Origin of the sequence: Rhodococcus sp. NCIMB 12038 (assembly GCF_002165735.1) — a bacterium.
Taxonomy (GTDB): domain Bacteria; phylum Actinomycetota; class Actinomycetes; order Mycobacteriales; family Mycobacteriaceae; genus Rhodococcus_F.
This window is the reverse complement of record NZ_NHML01000011.1, coordinates 182,753-197,760: the sequence shown is the minus strand read 5'-3', so window position 1 is coordinate 197,760 and position 15,008 is coordinate 182,753. Positions and strand designations below refer to the sequence as shown.

Below are 15,008 nucleotides of genomic sequence, written 5' to 3'. Positions count from 1 at the left end.
CGTCCAGGTGGGCGGATACGGTCCTCGTGTGTCGAAGGAAAGTCAGAGGCCGTACATTTCCCACGTTACGACTTGCCGCATGACATTCGGGTACTTCTTCTCGAAGTACGCCGCAGACTCGGACATGTGGCGGCGCATGGCCTCCGCCGCCGCATCGGGCTGACCCGCCTCGACCGTTCGGCAGATCAGTTCGTGCACTGCGAGCACCGAACGGCGAGCATTTCTGGTGTACTGCACGCCCAGTGGCGCGCCGTCGAGAACCCAGTCGAGGGAGTTGGAGATGTACGTGATCAACGGATTGCCGGCGCCGGTGGCCACGAGGATGTGGAACCGGTGATTCTCGTGCAGGAAGGTGGCTTCGTCGTCGATGTCGGCCCGCATGTTGGCCACCGACTCCTGCAGGGCGAGGACCGTCTGCTCGTTCCGGTGTGCCGCGCACAGCGATGCGGCGATGGGCTCGATGTATCCCCGCAACTCGATGACGGAACGAAACGTGGTCTCCGAGAACTGCATCAACAACGCCATGGTGCTGGCGAGATGACGTGAATTGGGTGCAGCGACGACCGGTCCGCCACCGCGTCCGGGACGGATTTCGATCACTCCGAGAAGCTCGAGGATTCGCAGCCCTTCCCGCAGGGTGCTCCGGCCGACACTGTGGGAGGCGCACATGTCGGCTTCCGTGGCCAGCGGATCACCGGGACGAAGCCCGCGGGTCCGAATGTCCTTGGCGATCCGCTGGGCGATCACCTCCGAGCGTTTCGGCGGCATCCGCGGCTCGTAGGCCTGCGGTGTCATGTCGTTCAGGGTGATGCCATTGCCATTCGTTTCCAGCATCCGATGCTCCTTGGGCCTGGTGCCGCTGGTGTAAGTGCGGAGACGGGAGTGTCGCCTCCGGTCAGCAACCGGTCCAGACGGGCTGCCGCTTCTCGGCGAAAGCGGTCGCGCCTTCACGTGCGTCGGCGGAGTGGCGAACCGGGTCGACAATGGCTTCTTGACGCTCGAACGCCTCGTCGATGGCCCAGTTGCCGGACTCGATGATCACCTTCTTCGACGCCTGGACGGCCAGGGGGCCGTTGCCGCTGATCTCCTCCGCGAGGGCGAGTGCAGCATCGAGGGCACGACCGGACGCTGCGGTTCTGTTGATCAGGCCGTGTTCGGCGCACCACGCGGCGGTCAGCCGTCGTCCGGTCAGGACCGCTTCCATTGCCAGGTGATACGGGATGCGCGAGGGCAGTCGCAGCAGCCCACCGCCGGCGGCGGTAAGTCCACGCTGCACCTCGGGGAGACCGAACACAGAATCCTCGGCCGCCACGATCAGGTCGCACGACAACGCGATCTCGAATCCACCGCCCACGGCAGCACCCTCGACAGCGGCGATGATCGGCGTGGTCGGCGGCATGCGCACCAGGCCGAAGGGGCCACGCTTCTCGTCGACCGGGCGTTCGCCCGTCGCCCGGAAGGCTTTCAGGTCCATTCCCGCAGAAAAATGGCCACCCGCGCCGGTCAGCACGATTACTCGGCAATTCGGGTCGTCGTCGAGCGTGTCGAGGGTGCTGCTGATCGCCCGGGCGGTGGCCAGATCGACGGCGTTGCGGGCTTCCGGCCGGTTGATCGTGAGCACTGCGACACCACTCGCCAGACGAGCAACCGTCAACGATTCCACGGCTTCGGTGGTGCTCATCGCGGCGCCATCCGGATTGCGCCGTCGAGTCGAATGGTTTCACCGTTGATCATCGAATTCTCCATGATGTGGACTGCGAGCTCGCCGAATTCCGCCGGATCGCCGAGACGACTGGGGTGCGGCACGGACTGTCCGAGCTTGTCGCGCACGTTCTCCGGTAGGCGCGCGAGCAGCGGAGTGTCGAAGATGCCGGGTGCGATCGTCGCGACCCGGATCTGGTGGGTGGCGAGGTCTCGCGCGGCAACGATCGTCATACCGACCACGCCTGCCTTGGACGAGGCGTAGGGAATCTGCCCGACCTGACCTTCCCAGGCCGCGACCGATGCGGTCATCACGATCGCGCCACGATCACCGTCGAGAGGGTCGTTGCTCACCATGCGGGCGGCACTGAGGCGCAGCACGTTATAGGAGCCGATGAGATTCGTCTGGATGACTCCCGCGTAGTTTTCGAGCGGGTTGGGTTGCCCTTCCCTGTCCAGGATGCGCATCGTGTGACTGCGTCCGGCGCAGTGCACGACCGCGCGCAGGGGCCCGTGTGATTGCGCGATGTCGAGCGCGGCCGACACCGATTCCTCGTCGGTGACGTCGGCGGGCGCGAAGCCGGCGCCCCCACCGAAGCTCGCTGCCACCGCCTCACCGGCGGAGCTGGGCAGGTCCAGGAGAGTCACGTGTGCTCCCCGTTTGGCCAGTGCGCGCGCGCTGGCCAGGCCCAGGCCCGACGCCCCTCCCGTGACCAGCGCGGATGTTCCGTCAAGATTCACAAGATTCTCCTTCGTCTGAAAGCCCCGGTCGGCCCAGTTCGACCGAGACACCGGATTAATATCATTAATATAAGCAGTTTTACTGCCCGCCGTCGAGGCCGCAACCGGCCCAGAGCGTTCGGCCGTTGACGTCCGACCTACGTGATGCGCCAACAATGTTGGTTTGGCGGGAGCTCTTCTCAAGCGGCTTTAAATATGCTTATGATATCACCACATTTTGTAACAGTTGTGTGATGAATACCGAACTGGCGAGGAGAAGTGACGTGGGAGAAACCCTGCTCGAGCGGGAGAAGGACCATCCCCAGGAAGTTGTCGCGGAGCGCGACGGACGACGGATCATCATCATGGACTCCGCCCGCTGGGTCGACGAACGGAACACCGACCGGGACGTTGTCCTGCCGGCGTCGTATATCGGCGTCCTTCCCGCGCGCATGTGTGCGATCCACCGGCCCCGCGGCGTCATCGGGCACGACGCCTGCGTCGGGAAGGACGGGGCCGGGATCGCCGGGCTCTGGTACCTGGAGGCGCTGGGCATCCCCGCCGCCACTGCGGACGGCATGTCCGTGGAAATGGGTAACGGACGCGACCTCTACGACAATGGCCTGATTTCCCATGTGAACTACCACGCCGAAATCCTCGGCGTGTCAGTCGGAATGCCCGTTCGCGAAGCGGCCGAGCTGCTGCGCGACACCGAGCTGGCCGACACCACCGTGGGAAACAAGATCCGGCGCGAGATCGTCGAGGAGTTCGAGGGCCGCCGGACCGTCGTCACCGACTCCATCGTGTGGGCTCTGCCGGAGGACGCCCGCCGCAGCGTCATGGTGACCGCGGGCCACACGGGTCGCAGCGGCGCGAAGTTCCTACTCGAAGCCGACCCGTGGGCCTTCATCTGCCACGACGGTGGCATGTCGAAGAATGACTCCGGCATCGTCGGACTTCGGACCGCCGAGGGCGCCGGACTGGCCGGCGCATGCATCGACGGCCGCACTGCGCCGATCGGTGACGCCTTCCGCGGCTACCAGGAGGGCCTGATCAGCGCCTGTAACGGTCCGGCACGCGACCGCGGCGTCGCCATCGGCATGCCCGTCGCTCGAGCCGCTCACCTCCTCCTCGTCGGTGGCGAGTGATGGATTTGCAGCTCGAGCGGCCACTGCCCACCCCGAGCGAGCTGACAGCGCCGTTCTGGGCTGCGGCCCGCGAGCATCGTCTGGTCCGTCCGGTCTGCGACGACTGCACCCGCAGCTTCTTCACACCCCAACTGATCTGCCCCCACTGCCTCGGCGAAAAATGGAGCTACCAGACCAGCACCGGCCGCGGAAGCATCTACAGCAGCACGATCGTGCACCGCCCGCCGTCTCCCGCACTGCCTGCGCCCTACGAGCTCGCCATCGTCGACATCGACGAGGGGTGGCAGTTGCTGACCAACATCGTCACCACCGAGGGCACCCCGACACCAATCGGCACCCGTGTCGAGGTCGCATGGGTCGAGATCGACGAGAACTGGACCTTTCCCGCTTTTCACGCCACTGACACAGAGGACTTGCCGCGATGAACATCGGACTCGCCTTCAGTAGAAACGCCCGCCGGAACCCGCATGCGCTCGCCACCTTCGCGGGCCCCGATTCGCGCACCTGGGAGCAGGTCGACGACCGCGCGTGCCGCCTGGCGAATCTGCTCATCGACCGGTACGGAGTCCAACGCGGCGACCGGGTCGCAGTACTGGTCGCCAACCGAGTGGAAGTCGTGGAACTCGTCGGCGGCTGTGCAAAGGCCGGTGCGGTGTACGTCGGGCTGAACTTCCGCCTCGGCGAGCCCGAATACGACGAGATCTTCGACAACTGCACTCCCAAGGTGATCCTCGCCGACGCCGACCTCGCCCCGATGGCGCGAAAACTGACCGACGGCACGGACGTGGTGGTACTCGATATCGACGATCCCACCCAGTACGAGGCGCAGTTGAGCACCGCCTCGCCGGCGGCGCCCGCCACCGAGCGATTGGTGAACTCCGAGGACGAGTTCTGCATCGTGTACTCGAGCGGCACGACGGGCCGGCCCAAGGGCATCCTCTTCAGCGTCGGTGCGACCCTTCAGCACGCGGCGGTGGCGGCATCCGAGTACGAGCTGTCCGAGAACACGAGGTGGCTGATCGCCATCCCGCACAACTCCAGCATGCAGATCACCCTTGCACCCTTGGCTCTCCTCGGCGGGGCTATCGGGTTCTCGGATTCCCGAGGATTCAAGCCCGAGCGGCTCGTCGAAGAGGTGCGCTCGAATGCCGTGACGCACACGTTCCTGGTGCCGACCATGCTGATCCGTCTACTCGAATCCGGGATCGACCGAGACACGATTCCCAGCCTGCAGACGATCGGGTACGGATCCGCCCCCATCGCCCCCGATCGAGTCGCGGCACTCGTCGAGCGCTTCGGCCCGATCTTCGTGCAGTTGTACGGGATGGCGGAGATCGCCTCGATCGGCACCATGCTTCGCAAGAGTGACCACGCCGCCGCCGCGGACGGTCGTCCGGAATTGTTCACCACCTGCGGGAAAGAGTCGATGGCAGTGATGGTGCGCCTGGTCGACGAGATCGGTACGGACGTTCCCGCGGGAGAGCGCGGCGAAATCGCTTTCGGCACGCCGTACACGATGATCGGCTACTACCGCGAACCAGAGCGCACCTCGGAGGCACTCATAGATGGCTGGATGCACTCCGGTGACATCGGGCAGTGGACATCCGACGGCTATCTGAAGATCGTGGGCAGGAAGAAGGATCTGATCATCCGTGGTGGGTTCAATATTGCACCCACCGAGATCGAAAACGTGCTGACCCTGCACGAGCAGGTACGCGAGGCAGCCGTCGTCGGCCTCGACGATCCCGAGTGGGGTGAGGCGATCGCCGCGGTAGTCATCGCAAGTGGGGCGCAGGCACCGTCGGCGGACGAACTCATGCAGTGGTGCCGACAGCAGGGCCTCCCGAGCATCAAGGTTCCCGAACGGATCGAAGTGTGGCAGGACCTCCCCCGCAACGCGGTCGGCAAGATCACCAAGGCACAGGTGCGCGAAAGGCTGTCCTCCCCGGCGGGTGTCGTATGACCGCGCGCCACCCCTTTCACGATATTGCCGTCGTCGGCGTCGGGATGACCCAGCAGGCCCGACGACTGGAGATGAACTCACTGACCGCAAGTGTGCACGCGGCGAAGGCCGCCCTCGCGGACGCCGGGATCGACCGTACCGACGTCGATGGCATCTGCGCCCGCTGGCCCGGACCCGGCGGCACCGTCTTCCAACCCGGATCAGCGGATTGGGCGGGACTGCTGGGAATCCCGGTGCGATGGATCGGCGACACCTACCCGCAAGGCGTGCCTGCGGTTCTCGACGCGGCCGCGGCAATCGCAACCGGGCAGTGCCACACGGTGCTGATCACCGGCGGACAGGCAGGCGTGATGAGCGCCGAAGCCGGCCGTGTCGCGTCCTACACCCGTCCGGAGAACGAGTTCGTCGAACCCTTCGGCTCATTCACCACGGCACAGTTCGCGTTGGTCGCGCAGCGGTACCTCCACGAATACCCCCACGCGAGGGACGGTATGGCCCACGTCGCCGCCGCCATCCGCAACACGGGATCGGCCAATCCCGATGCAGTGATGGCCGGTCGCGGTCCCTACACCGCCGAGGACGTTCTGGCCGCGCCGAAGGTCGTCGATCCATTCACTCGGCTGGAGGTCTGCCTGGCGAACGAGGGCGCTGCCGCACTGGTCGTCACATCGATGGAGCGCGCCCGCGACCTGCCGTCGACTCCGGTCCGCATCCTCGGCGGCGGCGCAGAATGGATGCGCCAGCAATACGTCGACCCGCCCCGCTACGACGACGTCTGGATGATCGGCGCGGACGCGTCGCGTCGCGCCTACGCCACCGCAGGCCTCGAACCCGAGGACCTCGACTTCGTCCAGCTGTACGACGTCAATTCCGCCGAGGTCCTCCGGCAGTACGAGGCACTCGGATTCTGCAAACAGGGCGACGGTGGACCGTTCGCCATGGACACCGGAATCGGGATCGATGGGGGACTGCCCACCTGCACCGACGGCGGCGTCCTCTCGTTCAGTCACATAGGTTGGGGTGCACCAACATTGAAGATCATCGAAGCTGTCCGGCAAATCCGCGGGGACGGCGGCAACAGGCAGGTACCCGGAGCTCGGACCGGCCTGGTTGCCGGTGCCGGATCCGGGGCCCAGTACTACAACGTCCTCGTCCTCGGCGCAGCGGACTGACCGGGACATCGCGGTCACCAGCTACGCACACCGAAGGAATCATCATGGCAGACATCGACTATGCGGTGGCCGATCACATCGCCACCATCACGCTCAACCGGCCGCAACGCAAGAACGCCTTCACGCTCGAGATGATCGACACCTGGGCGAATGCGCTAATCGAGGCGGAACACGACCCCAACGTCCGCGTCGTCGTCCTGACCGGCGCCGGCGGATCATTCTGTTCCGGAGTCGACCTCACGGTTCTCGATAGCATCGAACCGACACCCCTGGGTGCGAAAAACCTCCTGACCAGGCATGTGCACAAGGTCGCGCACGCCGCGGAAGCGCTCAACAAGCCGTACCTCGCCGCGGTCTCCGGCGATGCCTTCGGTGCGGGAATGGACATGGCACTTCTCGCCGATATCCGGCTGGCCTCCGAGTCTGCCCGGTTCTCTCAGGCATACATCCGGGTGGGTCTTGTTCCCGGTGACGGGGGATGCTATTTGCTGCCCAGGATCGTCGGCACCGCCACCGCCCTGCAACTGATGTGGACGGGACGCGTTGTCGGGGCTCAGGAAGCGCTCTCGCTCGGACTGGTCAGTGCGGTGCACCCCGACGACGCGTTGGAGACGGAGATGCTCGAACTGGCAACCCAGATCGCGCGCCAGCCTCCCGTTGCGGTGCAGATGATCAAGCGCAGCACCAGGCTCGGTGAAAAACATGATCTCAGAACAGCACTCGACCTGATTTCCTCGCATCACGCGGTCGTCATGTCGACCGAGGATTCGCACGAAGCCCGGCGCGCCATGGTCGAGAAGCGGCCGGCGCACTACGTCGGCCGCTGAAGCCGGTCTCCGCGGTACATCTGCACGAATACTCACACTGTGAATCCCGAACGAGAGGTTGGACGATGCGTGTCCGAAGCAAGGATGCTCCCTCGAGCGCTCAGCGGACCGAGTCGCGAAAGAAGCGCAAAGCGCTGGTCGCGGGCTCGGTCGGAAATACCGTGGAATGGATCGATTGGGCTCTGTACAGCGCGCTGGCACCGATCTTCGCGACACACTTCTTCCCGCCCTCGGCGCCCGGATCCGGTTTGCTGGCAACACTTGCCGTCTTCGCGGTCGGATTCGTCATGCGGCCTGTCGGTGGTGCCGTGATCGGCGTCTTCACCGATCGTCACGGCCGGAAGAAGGGGCTGACTCTGACCATCGTGATGATGGCCGGGTGTGCGTTCGTCATCGCACTGTGCCCGACATACGACCAAATCGGTGTGGCGGCACCGATCGTGCTTCTCTTGGCCCGGCTCGTGCAGGGATTCTCGGCCGGCGGTGAGTTCGGATCCTCCTCCGCTCTCCTCGTCGAATCTGCGACGGGAATGCGACGCGCCTTCGCTGGTTCATGGCAACAAGTGTCGGCAGGGCTGGGTGTGTTGATCGCCGCCGTGCTGGCACTGATCCTCACGTCGACGCTCGATCCGGAGGTGATGTCGGCGTGGGGATGGCGGGCCGCGTTCATCGCCGGTGGACTGCTGGGTTTGGTCGGTTTGTGGCTGCGGATCGGGCTCGAGGAGACCGACAGCTTCCGGAACGCGCAAGCCGATGGACGAATCCCGCGAAACCCGATGACCGAAATGTTGCGGAAGCATCCTAATGCGGCGTTCCGAGTGATCGGAATGGCTGCCGCCGGAGTGCTGATCTACTACATCTGGATCAACTACATGCCCGGGTACGTCAGCGCCGCACTCGGCACGATGTCATTGCAGACGGCGCTCCTGGCGAACACGATTGCACTGGCATACTTTCTGTGCCTCCTGCCGTTCGCCGGGATCATCGCCGACCGTGTCGGGCGCAAGCCGGTGATGTTGACCTTCGCGATCGGCTTCCTCCTGTTCGCTTACCCGGCGTTCCGAATGCTCGAGACCGGTGGCTTCTGGACTCTTCTCGCCGTCGAGATCGTCGGTGTCACCTTGCTGGCCGGTTATGCAGGACTCATTGCAACGGTAATGGCCGAACAGTTCCCCGCGGAAGTCCGCACAACAGGTATCGGGTTCCCCTACGCCATCGCGGTTGCTCTCTTCGGTGGGACGGCTCCGTACATCACGACCTGGTTGGCGACCAACGGTCTCCAAGACTGGGTATGGCTCTACGTCGCGGCAGCGGCTCTCGGCGGAGTGGTCGTGTACGCGCGGATGCCAGAAACTCGTGATCGAGTGCTCGCCTAAGTACGGGCCAGGAGCTTGACTGATATCTCCTGCCTTCCTGTCAGTGGCCGGGTGAAGTGTCTCCAGCGCGTTGCGCTTGCTGAGTTAGCGCGGCCGGCCGAGCGGGAATCCTGATCCGAATCGGCAACTGTCCATCTGGACAGCGAGCGGCCCCGCGTCTATAATTCTGGAGAAACTGGCCAAGTGGACAGCGAGGAGTTACCGCGATGACCGTCTCCGAAGAGGGCTCGGCCCGGCAGGCGCCCCGCTACGGGGAGGGACGCACCGCCCTCCTCGCTGCGGCGGTGCGTGTGGTCGCCGAGCAGGGACTGCGAAAGCTGACGTACCGGGCGGTGGCGCGTGAGGCCGGTGTCGCGCACGGGCTGGTGGCGCATCACTTCGGGTCCCGCGACGCGCTGCTCGAGGCGGCGCTGCAGTTCTCCGTAGACAACAGCGTGACCTCGATCAGCACCCGTCCGGGAAGTGGTGACCTCGACGCCGTCTTCGCCGGACTGGCGACGATGGTGGAAAGTAACCCCGACGACCTCGCCTTCCAATACGAGCTGATCCTCGAATCTCGACGCCGTCCGGAGTTGCGCCCGTACGTCGAGGCGATCTACCGGGCGTACGTCGACCGGCTGCAGTTCGAACTCGAGTGCGCCGGGATGGATCCCGACCCGGCGTTGAGTCACCTTATCTATGTGGCCGCCGACGGCCTGGTGTTCCATCAGATCACCCTCGGTCCCCCCGAGCTGACCGAGAGGGCTCTCGCCCATCTGCGGGAACTACTGCGGCAGAACAGTTCCGGACGATGCGCCTCGTCGGAACCGGCGACGCAGTTGTGCGCCGGCATCGAGGACCGAGTCAGCCATGGGTGAGATCGTCGAAATTCGGAATCGATCACTTGATCTCGACACGTTCAGGGAGTCGGTGACCGACAGTTTCGTCCCCTTGGAGACGTCGATCGCCCCGGATACCGATTTCGCGGGCTATATCCACGGTGCCTCCCTCGGTCAGGTCCAGGTTGCCGATGTTGTCGCGTCGGCGCACACGGTGCGCCGCACCCCGAAGACGATCCGCGCCAGCGATCCGGGTTTCTACAAGGTGGGGTTGCAGGTCCGCGGCTACTGCGTGCTGACACAGGACGACCGCGAGGCGGCGTTGACCCCGGGCGACTTCGCGATCTACGACACGACCAGGCCCTATCAACTCTCGTTCGACGATCGGTTCCGAATGCTGGTCATGATGTTCCCGCGGGAACTGCTCCGGATTCCCCCCGCCGGGATAGCGGAGCTCACGGCACGGCGGATCTCCGGCCGCCAGGGCATGGGCGCCCTGGTCGCGCCGTTCGTCAAGGATCTCGGGGACCGGGTCTTCGATACCGAGCCCGCGGTGGCGGTGCATCTCAACGACGCGGTCCTCGACGTGCTGGCCGCGGCGTTCGCCGAGCAACTGCAGATCACGGACAGTCTGTCGCTCGAATCGCGGCAAACGGCCCTCCGCGTCCGGGTCGGCACGTTCATCGAGGAGCATCTGACGGATCCGGGTCTCGATACGGCGATGGTGGCTGCCGCGCATCATATTTCGGTGCGGCATCTGCAGAAGATCTTCGAGGCGGACGGCACCCCCGTGGGCGGGTGGATCCGGGAGCGCCGACTCGAGCAGTGCCGGCGCGATCTCGTCGATCCGCGAAACTGCCACCTCCCGGTGGCTGCCGTCGGAGCGCGGTGGGGGTTCTCCGACCCGGCGCACTTCTCGCGGTTGTTCAAGACCCGTTTCGGAGTTACCGCCGGCCGTTATCGGACTGCCGGCGGTGCTCTCGATCAACCTGTCGACTGAAAGTGCTACTCGGCCATCTGCGGAACTGGGGCGGTGGCGGCAGGTGCGGTGGTCCGCCGGGGTTGGGTAGTCATGATCAGTGCCAGCGACAGGACCAGTCCCGCGGCGCTGACCGCGATCAACGTTCCGTATCCGCCCGCACTCTCGACGAGGCGTCCTCCCATGAACGGGCCGATCGCGAAGCCGCCGCCGATGGCGATGTTGGCCAGGTTCACCACTCGCCCCGACCGGTCCAGGCCGGAGAGGGTGGACATGATGTAGGGAAGGATGAACGTCCAGGTGAACTTGAAAAGCAGTGCTGCAACGGTGAATCGGAGCAGCCCGGGCATCCCGGCGAGCAGACCGACCGACAGCGTCATCGCCACATACCCGACGAGGAGGTTGGTTCTCGTGCTCGGCCGGGCGCCCAGGACCGTGGCCAGTGCAGAACCGGCGATACCCAGGACGGTGGCGATCGACAGGATCGCACTCGAGGTTTCGGTGTCGATGGTGGATGCAGCGACGATGTCGTGGTGAACATGCCCACCGGGGTGCTCGCGGCAACGGTAGCGATGCTGATGTTCTTCGGTTTCTGGATCCTTCCGGCTCAGCGGTACCGTCGCCGGGCCGACGACCGGCAAGTCTCGAAAGCCGGCCGTTGACCATGTCGAAAACCCTCCCGCGGAGCATTTTCGACACATGCTGATTTGGCCCGCCTACCGTTGGGCCATGCATTAACACTAAAAGCGCAACGCCCGTACCACGCGGAATGCGCTCGATCCGGTCACGGGTCGTAGCGCATTCTTGCGTCACATGATTCGCAGGTTTCTCTCTCGATCTATCCGGTGGTGCCGCTCTCGGTGAGTCCGAGATCGGTGTAGCCGCTACCCGTTCCAGGATCCGTGGGGGTTCCGGGATCCGCACCGTATCCGCCGACGTCAGCTGGAGCGGTGTAGCCACTGCTCGTGCCCGGATCGGCGTAGGTGGTCCCCGGATCGGTGTAGGTCGTGCCCGGATCGGTGTAGGTCGTGCCCGGATCGGTATACCCCGTCCCGGGGTCTGTATAGGTGCCGGGATCGGCACCGGTACCGCCGACGTCAGCTGGAGCGGGTGCGCTGTGTGGAGAATCGGGCATAGGTGCCACGGGTGCGGCCTCGACCGGCGGTGCCGCGGGTGCGGCCTCGACCGGTGGTGCCGCGGGTGCGGCCTCGACCGGTGGTGCCGCGGGTGCGGCCTCGACCGGCGGTGCCACGGGAGCATCGTGACCGCCCATCGTCGTCTGGTCGCTTCCGCCATGCCCAGCGTCGGGCATCTGTGCAGGAGGTGCGGGTGCAATGAGTGCCGGGGCGGGCGCGTCGGGCACCGGAGCCGGAGCAGCGGGGGAAACGACCACCGGTGCATCCGCGGCCGGTGCTACAGGTGCGGGCGGGACCTCGACTGCAGGCGCAGGACGCGGTGGAAGGGGCGCCGGCAGGGCGGGGCCGAATGGGGGGAGGCCCAACGGCCTCAGGTCGGGGACCCCCGGGGGTGGTTCGAGGATCGAGGGCTGGTCGGCTGCGGCGGGGTTCTGGAGACCGGGCGCCGAATCGCGTTGAGGAGCGGCCGCTGAGGCGGCACCACCGGGGGGTGGGGGTGCCGCGGGTACGGCACCGGGGGGTTCAGGTGCGGCGGCAGGCGGTGCAGGTACCGCCGGTGCGGCAGCGGGTGCCGCGGCGCCGGGCACCACGGGGGCTTCGACGGCTGGCTTCGGGTCGAACCGCGGGCCGTACTCGATCGGCTTGTCGCCGCCGTAGCGTGCCCAGAGGTATCCGGCGCCGAGGGCGAGCACCGCGACTCCGATCAGGGTTGCCCCGGCGGTACTGGTAACTGCGGTCCCGATGGTCCTTACGCCTCTGAAGGCCCATCTGCCTGCATCCGCGAGGCGGGTGAGTGCGCTGGGTGGAGGGGTTTCGAGCGGGGGTATCGGTGATCTTGGGGCGAATTTGGGCAAAGAGGGTAGACGCTGATCTTTCAGTCGTCTCAGTGCTTCTTTGCCCAGTTCGGATAATTCTTTCGTGGGGGGTTCGGACATCAGACTTTCCTTGTTTGTGCCCTGGGTGTGCCTTCGTTTGGGTGGAGCACCTCGTGGGGCGTCGTCCACGCTCGTCCCCTCCATCGAGGACCAACACGCCCCCTAGTGCTGACACTTCACACCCGCAGGGGGCCCGGTTCTCACCCTGGGGTGGCTACAGATCACGCCACACGGCAAGCGCCTCGCTCCGATCACGGGTCGGGCGCTGGCCGCGTCAGCATCTAGCGGCTGATGTCGATGTCCTCGGCGGACAGCTCGCCGCTCATCACCTTCTCCACGTTGGTGAGCGTGTGCCCGTTCTTGGTGAGCATGGCCTGGTAGGTTGCGCCGACAGGGGAATGTGAGCGCCGAAGAGTTGGCGCACGGCGGAGTCGACTGCGATGAGGCGATGGCCCAACTGTTCATCGCGGCTGCCGACGGACTGATCTTTCAGCAGATCACCCTCGATCGCCCCGAACTCAACGAGGCCGCGCTCGCGCATCTTCGCCGGTTTCTGCGCTCACTTGCCGAGTGAGGAGCACGGCGCGCGATCTCCCAAAAAGGTTCTGTAGAAACGGCATTCGCCTGCTGTCTCCGTGTGTTACCGGCTCGCCGCCGGTCCCTGCTCGCAACTTGGCGGCCGCGACCGGTCTCGATTGACTTGCTGCCGCCGAAGGTGTGCGCAATCAGTCAATGCTTGTACGGACTTCGGCAATGCATTCCCACAGATCCCGGAGCAGAGTGAGACTCACGTCACGTGACCTGGTCACGAGTATTTCGAGGAGTTCTCACAATGGATGTGCGCGAGCAGTTGCTGATCGACGGCCGCTGGGTTCCGGCCCGGTCCGGTGCCGAGTTCAAGACCTACGATCCGGCGACGGGGGAGCCTCTGGGCACGGTCGCGGACGCCGGCGCCGCCGACGCGGACGCCGCGGTCGCGGCGGCGCGGCATGCCCTGACAGATCCGGCCTGGAAGGCCCTGGTGCCCGCCGCCCGCGCACGGCTGCTGTGGAAGGTCGCCGATCTGATCGAGCAGCACGCGGACGAACTCGCCGAACTCGAAACCCGCGACCAGGGGCAGCCGCTCGGGGTCGCGAAGACCGTCAGCCTCACCATGGCCGCCGAGGTCTTCCGCTACTACGCCGGTTGGTGCACCAAGATCGAGGGCAAGAACTCGGCGGTGTCGATCCCGAACACGATGCACTACACCCGCCGTGAACCGGTCGGCGTGTGCGCGCTGATCACCCCGTGGAACTTCCCGCTGATGATCGCCGCCTGGAAGCTGGCCCCTGCGCTGGCCTGCGGCAACACCGTGATCCTCAAGCCCGCCGAGCAGACGCCGCTGAGCACCGTGTTCCTGGCCAGGCTGTGCGTGGAGGCCGGGTTCCCGTCCGGTGTCGTGAACTGCCTGACCGGCGGTCCCGAGGCGGGCAAGGCCCTCACCGAGCACGCCGACGTCGACAAGGTGTCGTTCACCGGGTCGACCGCGGTCGGTAAGCAAATCGTCGTCGCCGCTTCGGGCAACCTCAAGCGGGTCACCCTCGAACTCGGTGGCAAGGCGCCGAGTGTCATTGCGCGAGATGCGGATATCGACGCCGCGGTCGCGGGGAACCTGCAGGGCGCCCTGCTCAACAGCGGTCAGGTCTGCGCCGCCTACACGCGGTTCTTCGTCGACTCGAAGCGGGTGGACGAGTTCACCGAGAAGATCGCGGCCGCGGCGAGTGCGCTGCCGATCGGTCCCGGCATGTCGCCCGAGACGGTGATCGGCCCGCTGGCCTCGCCCGAGCACGCCGACCACGTCGAGCGGCTCGTCAACGCCGGGGTCGCCGAGGGCGCGGAGCTGGTGACCGGCGGTAGCCGAGTCGGCGGAGAGCTGTCCGGCGGGAACTTCTTCGCGCCCACCGTGTTCTCGGGTGTGCGCGATGACATGACCATCGCCCGGGAGGAGATCTTCGGGCCGGTGCTGTCGATCCTGTCCTACGACGACGCCGACGAGCTCGCCGCCCGCGCCAACGACACCGATTACGGTCTGGCCGCATGTATTTGGACCAAGGACCTCGAGCTGGCACACAACCTCGCCGCCTCGATCCACGCCGGCAGCGTTTTCGCGAACATGCTGCCGTTCCTCGATCCCGCTGCCCCGTGGGGCGGATTCGGTTCCAGCGGATGGGGCCGGGAGATGAGCTCCAACGCCATCGACGAATTCACCGAGACCAAGGGCGTCTGGGTCAACCTCGGCTGACCCGCCCGCGAA

15 protein-coding genes are annotated in these 15,008 nt (G+C 65.7%); 10 read left to right on the top strand and 5 right to left on the bottom strand.

The genetic code is table 11. The annotated features are described in order from the left end of the window. Positions 1–42: 42 nt before the first annotated feature. The 3 genes from CA951_RS18700 to CA951_RS18690 all read right to left on the bottom strand — a co-directional run bounded on the left by CA951_RS18700 (position 43) and on the right by CA951_RS18690 (position 2,442). Positions 43–834 carry a FadR/GntR family transcriptional regulator gene (locus tag CA951_RS18700; RefSeq protein ID WP_087558260.1) on the bottom strand — a complete coding sequence of 264 codons (792 nt, stop codon included), beginning with the start codon at positions 832–834 and terminating at the stop codon, positions 43–45. Positions 835–895: 61 nt separating this feature from the next. Next, the gene (locus CA951_RS18695; RefSeq protein WP_087558259.1) at positions 896–1,681 is read right to left on the bottom strand and encodes a crotonase/enoyl-CoA hydratase family protein; all 786 of its coding nucleotides are present in this window, start codon (positions 1,679–1,681) and stop codon (positions 896–898) included. Continuing rightward, entirely contained in the window at positions 1,678–2,442 is a 765-nt protein-coding gene (locus CA951_RS18690; RefSeq protein ID WP_087558258.1) for an SDR family NAD(P)-dependent oxidoreductase, read from the bottom strand. The genes CA951_RS18695 and CA951_RS18690 overlap by 4 nt, the downstream gene beginning before the upstream one ends. Positions 2,443–2,705: 263 nt before the next feature. Between CA951_RS18690 and CA951_RS18685 the strand changes: the two genes are divergently transcribed. The 8 genes from CA951_RS18685 to CA951_RS18650 all read left to right on the top strand — a co-directional run bounded on the left by CA951_RS18685 (position 2,706) and on the right by CA951_RS18650 (position 10,725). Further along, positions 2,706–3,569, top strand: coding sequence for a hypothetical protein (locus CA951_RS18685; RefSeq protein ID WP_218780506.1), 864 nt, complete (start codon positions 2,706–2,708; stop codon positions 3,567–3,569). Next, positions 3,569–3,994 carry a Zn-ribbon domain-containing OB-fold protein gene (locus CA951_RS18680; protein ID WP_087558256.1) on the top strand — a complete coding sequence of 142 codons (426 nt, stop codon included), beginning with the start codon at positions 3,569–3,571 and terminating at the stop codon, positions 3,992–3,994. The genes CA951_RS18685 and CA951_RS18680 overlap by 1 nt, the downstream gene beginning before the upstream one ends. Further along, positions 3,991–5,532, top strand: a complete 1,542-nt coding sequence (locus CA951_RS18675) for a class I adenylate-forming enzyme family protein (RefSeq protein ID WP_087558255.1) — start codon at positions 3,991–3,993, stop codon at positions 5,530–5,532. Before CA951_RS18680 ends, CA951_RS18675 begins: the two co-directional genes overlap by 4 nt. After that, positions 5,529–6,704, top strand: coding sequence for a thiolase family protein (locus CA951_RS18670; protein WP_143543072.1), 1,176 nt, complete (start codon positions 5,529–5,531; stop codon positions 6,702–6,704). The genes CA951_RS18675 and CA951_RS18670 overlap by 4 nt, the downstream gene beginning before the upstream one ends. Positions 6,705–6,748: 44 nt before the next feature. Continuing rightward, positions 6,749–7,531: an enoyl-CoA hydratase/isomerase family protein gene (locus tag CA951_RS18665; protein WP_087558253.1), complete on the top strand. Its 783-nt coding sequence runs from the start codon at positions 6,749–6,751 to the stop codon at positions 7,529–7,531. 65 nt (positions 7,532–7,596) lie between these two features. Continuing rightward, positions 7,597–8,907, top strand: coding sequence for an MFS transporter (locus CA951_RS18660; protein WP_087558252.1), 1,311 nt, complete (start codon positions 7,597–7,599; stop codon positions 8,905–8,907). A gap of 206 nt (positions 8,908–9,113) precedes the next feature. Continuing rightward, positions 9,114–9,764: a TetR/AcrR family transcriptional regulator gene (locus tag CA951_RS18655; RefSeq protein WP_087558251.1), complete on the top strand. Its 651-nt coding sequence runs from the start codon at positions 9,114–9,116 to the stop codon at positions 9,762–9,764. Between the two features lie 52 nt (positions 9,765–9,816). Further along, positions 9,817–10,725, top strand: a complete 909-nt coding sequence (locus tag CA951_RS18650; protein WP_256973976.1) for a helix-turn-helix domain-containing protein — start codon at positions 9,817–9,819, stop codon at positions 10,723–10,725. A gap of 5 nt (positions 10,726–10,730) precedes the next feature. On the opposite strand, the gene CA951_RS18645 is transcribed toward CA951_RS18650, so the two are convergent. Then, positions 10,731–11,345: a hypothetical protein gene (locus CA951_RS18645; RefSeq protein WP_179220237.1), complete on the bottom strand. Its 615-nt coding sequence runs from the start codon at positions 11,343–11,345 to the stop codon at positions 10,731–10,733. A gap of 197 nt (positions 11,346–11,542) precedes the next feature. Then, complete coding sequence (locus CA951_RS18640) at positions 11,543–11,956, bottom strand: hypothetical protein (protein WP_087558249.1); 414 nt, start codon at positions 11,954–11,956, stop codon at positions 11,543–11,545. Positions 11,957–13,115: 1,159 nt separating this feature from the next. On the opposite strand from CA951_RS18640, the gene CA951_RS42860 reads away from it, so the two are divergent. After that, entirely contained in the window at positions 13,116–13,289 is a 174-nt protein-coding gene (locus CA951_RS42860) for a hypothetical protein (protein WP_179220236.1), read from the top strand. A gap of 258 nt (positions 13,290–13,547) precedes the next feature. Then, a complete protein-coding gene (locus CA951_RS18635) occupies positions 13,548–14,996 on the top strand; it encodes an aldehyde dehydrogenase (RefSeq protein ID WP_179220235.1) in 1,449 nt (482 codons plus the stop codon). Positions 14,997–15,008: the final 12 nt, after the last annotated feature.

Coding starts and splice junctions, on each gene's coding strand:
- CA951_RS18700 (WP_087558260.1), bottom strand. CDS start 834: ATGCTGGAAACGAATGGCAATGGCATCACCCTGAACGACATGACACCG.
- CA951_RS18695 (WP_087558259.1), bottom strand. CDS start 1,681: ATGAGCACCACCGAAGCCGTGGAATCGTTGACGGTTGCTCGTCTGGCG.
- CA951_RS18680 (WP_087558256.1), top strand. CDS start 3,569: ATGGATTTGCAGCTCGAGCGGCCACTGCCCACCCCGAGCGAGCTGACA.
- CA951_RS18675 (WP_087558255.1), top strand. CDS start 3,991: ATGAACATCGGACTCGCCTTCAGTAGAAACGCCCGCCGGAACCCGCAT.
- CA951_RS18670 (WP_143543072.1), top strand. CDS start 5,529: ATGACCGCGCGCCACCCCTTTCACGATATTGCCGTCGTCGGCGTCGGG.
- CA951_RS18665 (WP_087558253.1), top strand. CDS start 6,749: ATGGCAGACATCGACTATGCGGTGGCCGATCACATCGCCACCATCACG.
- CA951_RS18660 (WP_087558252.1), top strand. CDS start 7,597: ATGCGTGTCCGAAGCAAGGATGCTCCCTCGAGCGCTCAGCGGACCGAG.
- CA951_RS18655 (WP_087558251.1), top strand. CDS start 9,114: ATGACCGTCTCCGAAGAGGGCTCGGCCCGGCAGGCGCCCCGCTACGGG.
- CA951_RS18635 (WP_179220235.1), top strand. CDS start 13,548: ATGGATGTGCGCGAGCAGTTGCTGATCGACGGCCGCTGGGTTCCGGCC.